This is a genomic window from Herpetosiphonaceae bacterium (assembly GCA_036374795.1).
In the GTDB taxonomy this organism is placed as follows: domain Bacteria; phylum Chloroflexota; class Chloroflexia; order Chloroflexales; family Kallotenuaceae; genus LB3-1.
Map to the genome: position 1 here is coordinate 1 of DASUTC010000363.1, position 8,170 is coordinate 8,170.

At 67.2% G+C, this 8,170-nt stretch carries 2 protein-coding genes; both read left to right on the forward strand.

The window, feature by feature from the left end; all coding sequences use genetic code 11:
• The coding region (locus VFZ66_29140; protein ID HEX6293281.1) for a condensation domain-containing protein at positions 1-1,108 on the forward strand (1,108 nt) is incomplete at its 5' end.
• Positions 1,101-8,170, forward strand: a 7,070-nt coding sequence (locus VFZ66_29145; protein ID HEX6293282.1) for an amino acid adenylation domain-containing protein, incomplete at its 3' end; no start/stop codon positions are given. The genes VFZ66_29140 and VFZ66_29145, both read left to right, overlap by 8 nt.

Below are 8,170 nucleotides of genomic sequence, written 5' to 3' on the forward strand. Positions count from 1 at the left end.
CCCGCTGCTGCGGGTGGGATGGTACGAGCTGGGTCCGGCGCAGGGGGCGCGCGTACTGGTGGCGGCGCATCATCTGGTGATCGACGGCGTCGGGTGGCGCATCCTGGTGGGGGATCTGGAGACGGCCTACACGCAGGCGCGTAGCGGCGCGGCAATCGCGCTGCCGCCGAAGACGACGGACGTGCAGCGCTGGGCCGAGCAGCTCGTCGCGTATGCGCAGCGCGATACACTGCGCGCCGAGGCCGCCTACTGGCTGGCGACGCTCCAGCCTCCGCCGCGCCCGCTGCCGGTGGATGATCTGGCAGGCGAGCCATACAACACCGAGGCAACTGCCCGCACCGTGACAATGGTGCTTCCCGCTCATGAAACGACGGCCCTGCTCCAGCAGGTGCCGCAGATCTATCATATGCCGATCAACGACGCCTTGCTCGCGGCGCTCGCGCAAGCCTACGCCCAGTGGAGCGGCGCATCGACGCTGCTGCTCGACCTGGAAGGCCACGGACGCGAAGATCTCTTTCCCGGCGTGGACCTGTCGCGTACGGTCGGGTGGTTTACGACGGTCTATCCCGTGCTGCTCGACATCCGGCAGGCGGTCGATCTGAGCGCCGTGCTCAAGTCGGTCAAGGAGCAGCTCCGGGCGATCCCGAATCACGGCATCGGCTATGGCCTGCTGCGCTATCTCAGCCAGGATACAGACGTGGCCGCCCGGCTTCGGGAGCTGCCACAGCCGCAGATCAGCTTTAACTACCTCGGCCAGTTCGACGCGGTGCTGGCTCAATCGGCGCTGTTTCGTCCGGCGAGCGAGTCGATCGGCCCTGCGCGCAGCCCGTCGGGCAGGCGCAGCCATCTGCTGGAGATCAACGCGCATATCGCTAACGAGCAGCTTCATGTTGTGTGGACCTACAGCGAGCGCGTTCATCGGCGTGCGACGGTCGAGCGCTTTGCCCACATGTTTCTCGCGGCGATGGAGGCGATCGTCGCGCACTGCCAGTCGCCGGACGCGGGCGGCTACACGCCATCTGATTTTCCTGAGGCAGACTTGAGTCAGACGGAGCTGGACGAGCTGCTCACAGAGCTTGGTGATTCGTTGGAGGACTGGGATGAGTAAACAGGCCGTTGAAGCGATCTACCCTCTCTCGCCCATGCAGCAGGGCATGCTCTTCCACACGCTCTACGCGCCAAGCGCCGACGTGTATGTTGGGCAGCTAAGCTGTACGCTGCGCGGGGATCTGGATACAGCGGTGTTCAAGCAGGCCTGGCAGCAGACGCTCGATCGGCATCCGGTGCTGCGGACGCTGTTTGCCTACGAGCGCCACGATAAGCTGCTTCAGATTGTGCGGCGGCGCGTCGCGCTGCCGTGGGCCGAGCACGACTGGCGCGATCGATCCGCCGAGTCGCAGCGCGCGGCGCTCGATGCGTTGCTGGCGGCAGACCGGACGCGGGGCTTCGATCTGACCAAAGCGCCGCTCCTGCGCCTGACGCTGATTCGGATGGCCGACGATCGCTACAGCTTCGTGTGGAGCCATCATCATATCGTGCTGGATGGCTGGTCGCTGCCGCTGGTGATCCGCGATGTCTTCGCGCTCTACGAGGCGCTGCGCCAGGGACGGGCGGCGGCGCTGCCGGTCAGCCGTCCGTACCGCGAGTATATCGGCTGGCTCAAGCAGCAGGATGCCGCGCGGGCCGAGCGCTTCTGGCGCGAGACGCTGGCGGGCTTCACTACGCCCACGCCGCTCGATCTCGACCGTCCGGCCCAGGCGAGCGGCGGTCGCGACGATGCGATGCAGCAGCGCGCGCTCTCGGCCACCAACTCGGCGGCGCTTCAGGCCGTGGGGCGGCAGCACGGCCTGACGCTCAGCACGATCGTCCAGGGCGCGTGGGCGCTGCTGCTCAGCCGCTACAGCCGCGAGAACGATGTTGTCTTTGGCGTGACCGTCTCCGGTCGTCCCCCGGATCTGGCAGGCTCCGACCAGATGGTCGGCCTGCTGATCAACACGCTGCCGGTGCGTGTCCGGCTCGCGCCCGATCAGCGAACGGTCCCCTGGCTACAGGCACTTCAGGCGCAGCAGGTTGAGCAGCGCCAGTACGAGTACAGCTCGCTCGCCGAGATCCAGTCGTGGAGCGATGTGCCGCGCGGACAGGCGTTGTTCCAGAGCATCGTCGTCTTCGAGAGCTATCCCGCAGACGCGGCGCTTCAGTCGCTCGGCGGCAGCCTGGCGATCAACGATGTGCGCTCGTTTGAGACGACGAACTATCCGCTGACGCTGGTGGCGCTTCCGGGGCCGGAGCTGACGGTCAAGGTCGGCTACGATCGACAGCAGTTCGACGACGCCGCGATCACGCGGCTGCTCGATCACCTGGCGGCGGTGCTGGAGTCGCTGGCGGTCGTGCCCGATCAACGGCTCGGAGATCTTTCGCTGCTGCCGCTGGCGGCGCGCGCGCGGCTACCGGAGCGATCAAGCCGCACCGCGTATCCCCACGGGCCAGCGCTGCATCTGGCCTTTGAGGCGCAGGCGGCGCGCACGCCCGACGCCAGCGCGGTGACGCTGGATGGGACGCACCTGACCTATGCCGATCTCAACCGGCGGGCGAATCAGGTGGCGCACGCGCTGCGCAGGCTTGGCGTCAAGCCGGAGACGCCCGTTGGTCTGTGCATGGAGCGCTCGCCGGCGCTGATCGTCGGGCTGCTGGGGATTCTCAAGGCGGGCGGCTGCTATGTGCCGCTCGATCCGGCCTATCCCCTGGAGCGGCTTCAGTTCATGCTCCGCGATACAGGCGCGGCGGTGGTGCTGACGCAGCAGCGCTTCAGCGCGCAGCTCGCGGCCCTGCCCACCAGGCAGCTCGTGATCGACGGCGACTGGTCCTTGATCTCCCAGGAGTCGATAGCCAATCCAAGCCACGAGACGACGCCTGGCAATCTGGCGTATGTGATCTACACGTCAGGATCGACCGGAACGCCGAAAGGGGTCATGGTGGCCCACGCGCAGGTGCTGCGGCTCTTCGCGGCGACGCAGAGCTGGTTTCACTTCGACGACCGGGATGTGTGGACGCTGTTTCACTCTGCCGCGTTCGATTTCTCGGTGTGGGAGATCTGGGGCGCGCTGCTGCACGGCGGTCGGCTGGTGATCGTTCCGTACACGCTGAGCCGCACGCCGGAGGCGTTCTACGATCTGCTCTGCCGGGAGCGCGTCACGGTGCTGAATCAAACGCCCTCGGCCTTCCGCCAGCTGATCCCGGCGGAAGAGACTTCGGGATGCGCGTCGAAGCTGGCGCTGCGGCTGGTGATCTTTGGCGGCGAGGCGCTCGACCTCGCCAGCCTCCGGCCCTGGTTTGCGCGTCACGGCGATCAGATGCCGCAGCTTGTGAACATGTACGGCATCACCGAGACGACAGTGCATGTCACCTACCGCGCGCTGGCGTCGAGCGATCTTGAGCACGCGGCGCGCAGTGTGATCGGCGGGCCGATCCCCGATCTCGATCTGTATGTGCTGGATCATCACGGACAGCCCGCGCCGATCGGCGTGGCGGGCGAGCTCCACGTCGGCGGCGCTGGCCTGGCGCGTGGCTACCTTGGCCGTCCCGATCTCACGGCGGAGCGCTTCGTGCCCGATCCCTGGTCGCAACAGCCGGGCGCGCGGCTGTACCGTACCGGCGATCTGGCCCGCGCGCTGCCGAGCGGCGATCTCGAATACCTCGGTCGCCGCGACCAGCAGGTGAAGATCCGGGGGTTTCGGATCGAGCCGGGCGAGATCGAGGCCGTGCTGCGTCAGCATCCGGCTATCGGCGAGTGTGTGGGGCTGGCGCGCGAGGATGACGGACACACGCGGCTGGTGGCGTATGTTGTAGCAAACAAAGAACGGGCGCCCTCTGGGCACACAGAGAACAGCGCTGCCAATGATTCTAGTTCTTTGTTCTCTGTTCTCTGTTCTCCACAGGAACTCCGCGAGTTCCTGGGGCAGCGCCTCCCCGACTACATGGTGCCGAGCGCGTTTGTGTTCCTCGACGCGCTACCGGTGACGACGAACGGCAAGCTCGATCGCACCGCGCTGCCCGCGCCCGGCCTGGAGCGGCCTGAGCTGGAAGCGGCGTTTGTCGCTCCGCGCACGCCCACCCAGGAATTGCTCGCCGAGGTCTGGCAGCAGGTGCTCGGCGTGGATCGCATCGGCATCCACGATAACTTCTTCGGCCTGGGCGGCGACTCGATCCGCAGTATTCAGGTGCGGGCGCTGGCGCATAAGCTCGGCATAGATCTTTCGATCGAGCAGCTGTTTCAGCGTCCGACGATTGCCGCGCTCGCTCAGGCGGTCCAGCCTGCCGCCGTGCTGCCAGCGCCCGACACCGCGCCCTTGAGCCTGCTTGCTCCCTCGGATCGTGAGAAGCTGCCGCCCGCGATCGACGATGCCTACCCGCTGGCGTTGTTGCAGAGCGGCATGGTCTATCACAGCGCGCTCCATCCCGAGTCGGCGACCTATCACGATGTCTTTGGGTTTCATCTGCGCCAGCCCTTTGTGCTGGCGGCGTTCGAGGCGGCGCTGCGGCAGCTTGTGGCGACGCATCCCATGCTCCGCACCTCGTTCGATCTTTCGAGGTACGGCAAGCCGGTCCAGCTTGTGCATCGGACGATCGCGCTGCCGGTGATCGTTGAGGATCTGCGCGGCCTCACCGTCGAGGCGCAAGCCGAGCGCCTGGCGGCATGGCGCGTCGCCGAGCAGCAGCGCGGCTTTGCCTGGGATGCGCCGCCGTTGTGGCGCATCTTCATCCACCGCCGCGCCGACGATGCCTTCGAGTTTACGCTCAGCTTTCATCACGCGATTCTGGATGGCTGGAGCGTCGCCGCGATGCTGACGGAGCTGTTCCGGCTGTATCGCGCGGCACTGGATGGGACAGCCACGGAGTCCGGCACGCTGCGCTCGTCGTACCGGGATTTTATCGCCCTTGAGCGCGCCACGCTTGAGTCGGCGGAGGCGCGCGCCTTCTGGGATCGCAAGCTGGCCGACGCGACGATCGGCACGCTTCCGAGCTGGCCGGGTGCCGTTCCTGCTGACGGGGTGCAGGAGGCGCAGATCGTCCCCGTGCCGCTGGACGCCGACGTATCCGCCGGGCTGCTCCATCTGGCACGATCGGCGGGCTTGCCGATCAAAAGCGTGCTCCTGGCGGCCCATCTGCGCGCCATGAGCCTGCTGAGCGGGCAGATCGACGTGCTGACCGGCGTGGTCGTCAATGGGCGGATCGAGATCGACGATGGCGATCGGGTGCTGGGCCTGTTTCTGAACACGCTCCCGCTGCGCCTGCGCCTGACCGGCGGCTCGTGGACCGATCTGGCCCGCCAGGCCTTCACCGCCGAGCAGGAGGCGTTTCCGTTCCGGCGCTACCCGTTGGCCGAGCTACAAAAGCAACAGGGCGTCGAGTCGTTCTTTGAGGTTATCTTCAACTACGTGAGCTTTCACGTCTTCCACGAGCTTGGCCGCGCGACCGGCGTCGAGCTGCTGAGCGCGGCATCGCTTGAGCAGACGAATTACCCGATCGTGGCGAATTTCGGCCTGGATGGCGGCGGCAATGTCACGCTCGGCCTGCACTACGACGCCTCGCGCCTGGGCCATGAGCAGATGCGAGCGATCGGCGAGTACTACGCGGCGATCCTGCGCGCGATGGCGACTACGCCGAATGACCGGTACGAGTCGTGCTGGCTGCTGCCTGAGATCGAGCAGCGACGGCTGCTGGTCGATTGGAATGCGACCGAGCGATCCTATCCACGTGATGAATGCATTCATCAGCTCGTCGAGGCGCAGGTGGCGCGCACGCCCGATGCCGTTGCCGCGATCTTTGCGGGCAGCGGTGAGCGGGTCGAGCAGCTTACGTACCGCGAGCTGAACGACGAGGCCAATCAGCTTGCGCGCCAGCTTCAGCGGCTTGGCTGCCAGACGGGCGAGCTGATCGGCGTGTATCTTGAGCGCTCGCTGGAGATGATCCCGGCGCTGCTCGGCGTGCTGAAGGCGGGCGGCGTGTATGTGCCGCTGGATACGAGCTATCCCCAGGCGCGCGTGCAATGGATTCTCTCCGCGCTCCATATTCGGTGTTTGATTACCCAGGCTGCTCACGTACCGATCATTCATACGCTCAAGCCCGCCCTGCCCAACCTTCAGCAGATCATCTGCCTGGATCGTCAGCCTGCCGCCGCGCCGGAGGTAGCCGGAGCACAGGTCTGGACGCGCGCGCAGCTCGACGGTCTGCCCACGGCCAACGTGACCGCGCAGGTCGGCGCAAACGATCTGGCGTACATCATCTTCACCTCCGGCTCGACCGGAACGCCGAAGGGCGTGGTCGTGCGGCACCAGCCGGTCGTCAACCTGATCGATTGGGTCAATCGCACCTTCGCTATTGGCCCCGCCGATCGGATCTTGTTCATCACATCGCTGTGCTTCGATCTGTCGGTCTATGACATCTTCGGCCTGCTGGCGGCAGGCGGCTCGATCCATGTCGTCGCCGCGCCCGATCTCCGCGATCCGCAGCGGCTCTTGCGGCTCTTGCGCGACGAGCCGATCACCTTCTGGGATTCCGCGCCTGCCGCGCTGCAACAGCTCGCCCCGCTCCTGCCAGCCAGCGAAAGCCTCGCCGGTAGCAGCCTGCGCCTGGTCTTTTTGAGCGGCGATTGGATTCCGATCACGCTTCCCGATCAGCTCCGGGCGGCCTTTCCGCGCGCGCAGGTCGTTGGGCTGGGCGGCGCAACCGAGGCGACGGTCTGGTCGAATTATTTCCCGATCGACGCCGTCGATCCGCGCTGGGTCAGCATTCCCTATGGCAGGCCGATTCAGAACGCGCGCTATTATGTGCTCGATCCGTATCTCAATCCGTGTCCGGTTGGCGTGGCAGGCGACCTCTACATCGGCGGGGAGTGCCTGGCCTCAGGGTATATCGACGAGCCGGTGCTGACGGCGACGAAGTTTATCCCCGATCCGTTCAGCCAGACCGGGTACCCTCAGGGTGGCGCGCATCTCTATGCGACCGGCGACCAGGCGCGCGTTTGGCCCGATGGCACGATCGAATTTCTGGGTCGGCGTGACCAGCAGGTGAAGATTCGGGGCTTCCGCATCGAACTGGGCGAGATCGAGGCCGCGCTGCGCCAGCATTCGCAGGTCGGCGCCTGTGTCGTCGTGGCGCGCGAGGAGCACGGCCATAAGCGGCTGGTGGCGTACGTGGTAGCACACCAGAACCCGGAACAACGGCATACGGGAACACCGGAACACGGGCCGCGCGCAGCGAGGGCCAGGGGTGCGGGCCTCACCGCAGAACTCCGCGCGTTCCTGGCGGCGCGGCTGCCCGACTACATGGTGCCCTCGGCGTTCGTCGTGCTCGATGCGCTGCCACTCACGCCCAACGGCAAGCTCGATCGCCCGGCGCTGCCCGCGCCCGACGCGACCCGCTCCCACGCCCCGACCGCGCTGGTCGCGCCGCGCACGGCGACGGAGCGCGCGCTGGCCGCGATCTGGGCGGCGGTGCTGCGCGTGGCACAGGTGGGCCGCGACGATGACTTCTTTGCCCTCGGCGGCGACTCGATCCTCAGCTTGCAGGTCGTCGCCCGCGCCCAGGCGGTGGGGCTGCACCTCACGCCCAAGCAGCTTTTCACCCACCCGACGCTCAGCGCCCTCGCGGCGGTCGTCGGCACGGCGGCCCCCGTCACCGCCCGACAGGATCTCATCACCGGGCCGCTGCCGCTGACGCCGATCCAGCACTGGTTCTTTGCCCAAGCCCTGGATGAGCCGCACCATTTCAACCAGGCCGTGCTGCTCGACGTGCGCCAGCCGTTGGAGGCAGCGGCGCTCCAGGCGGCAGTGGACGCCGTGCTGCGCCACCATGATGGCCTGCGGCTGCGCGTGCGCGACACCGAGCGGGGTCCCGCCCTCACGCTCGCGCCGCCCGCGTCGCTGCCCGTCGCGCACGTCGATCTGGCGGCGCTCCCGGCGGCGGAGCGGCAGCGGGCGCTGGAGGCGCACCTGGCCGAGGCGCAGCGCGGCTTCGATCTGCGGACCGGCCCGCTGCTGCGGGTGGGATGGTACGAGCTGGGTCCGGCGCAGGGGGCGCGCGTACTGGTGGCGGCGCATCATCTGGTGATCGACGGCGTCGGGTGGCGCATCCTGGTGGGGGATCTGGAGACGGCCTACACGCAGGCGCG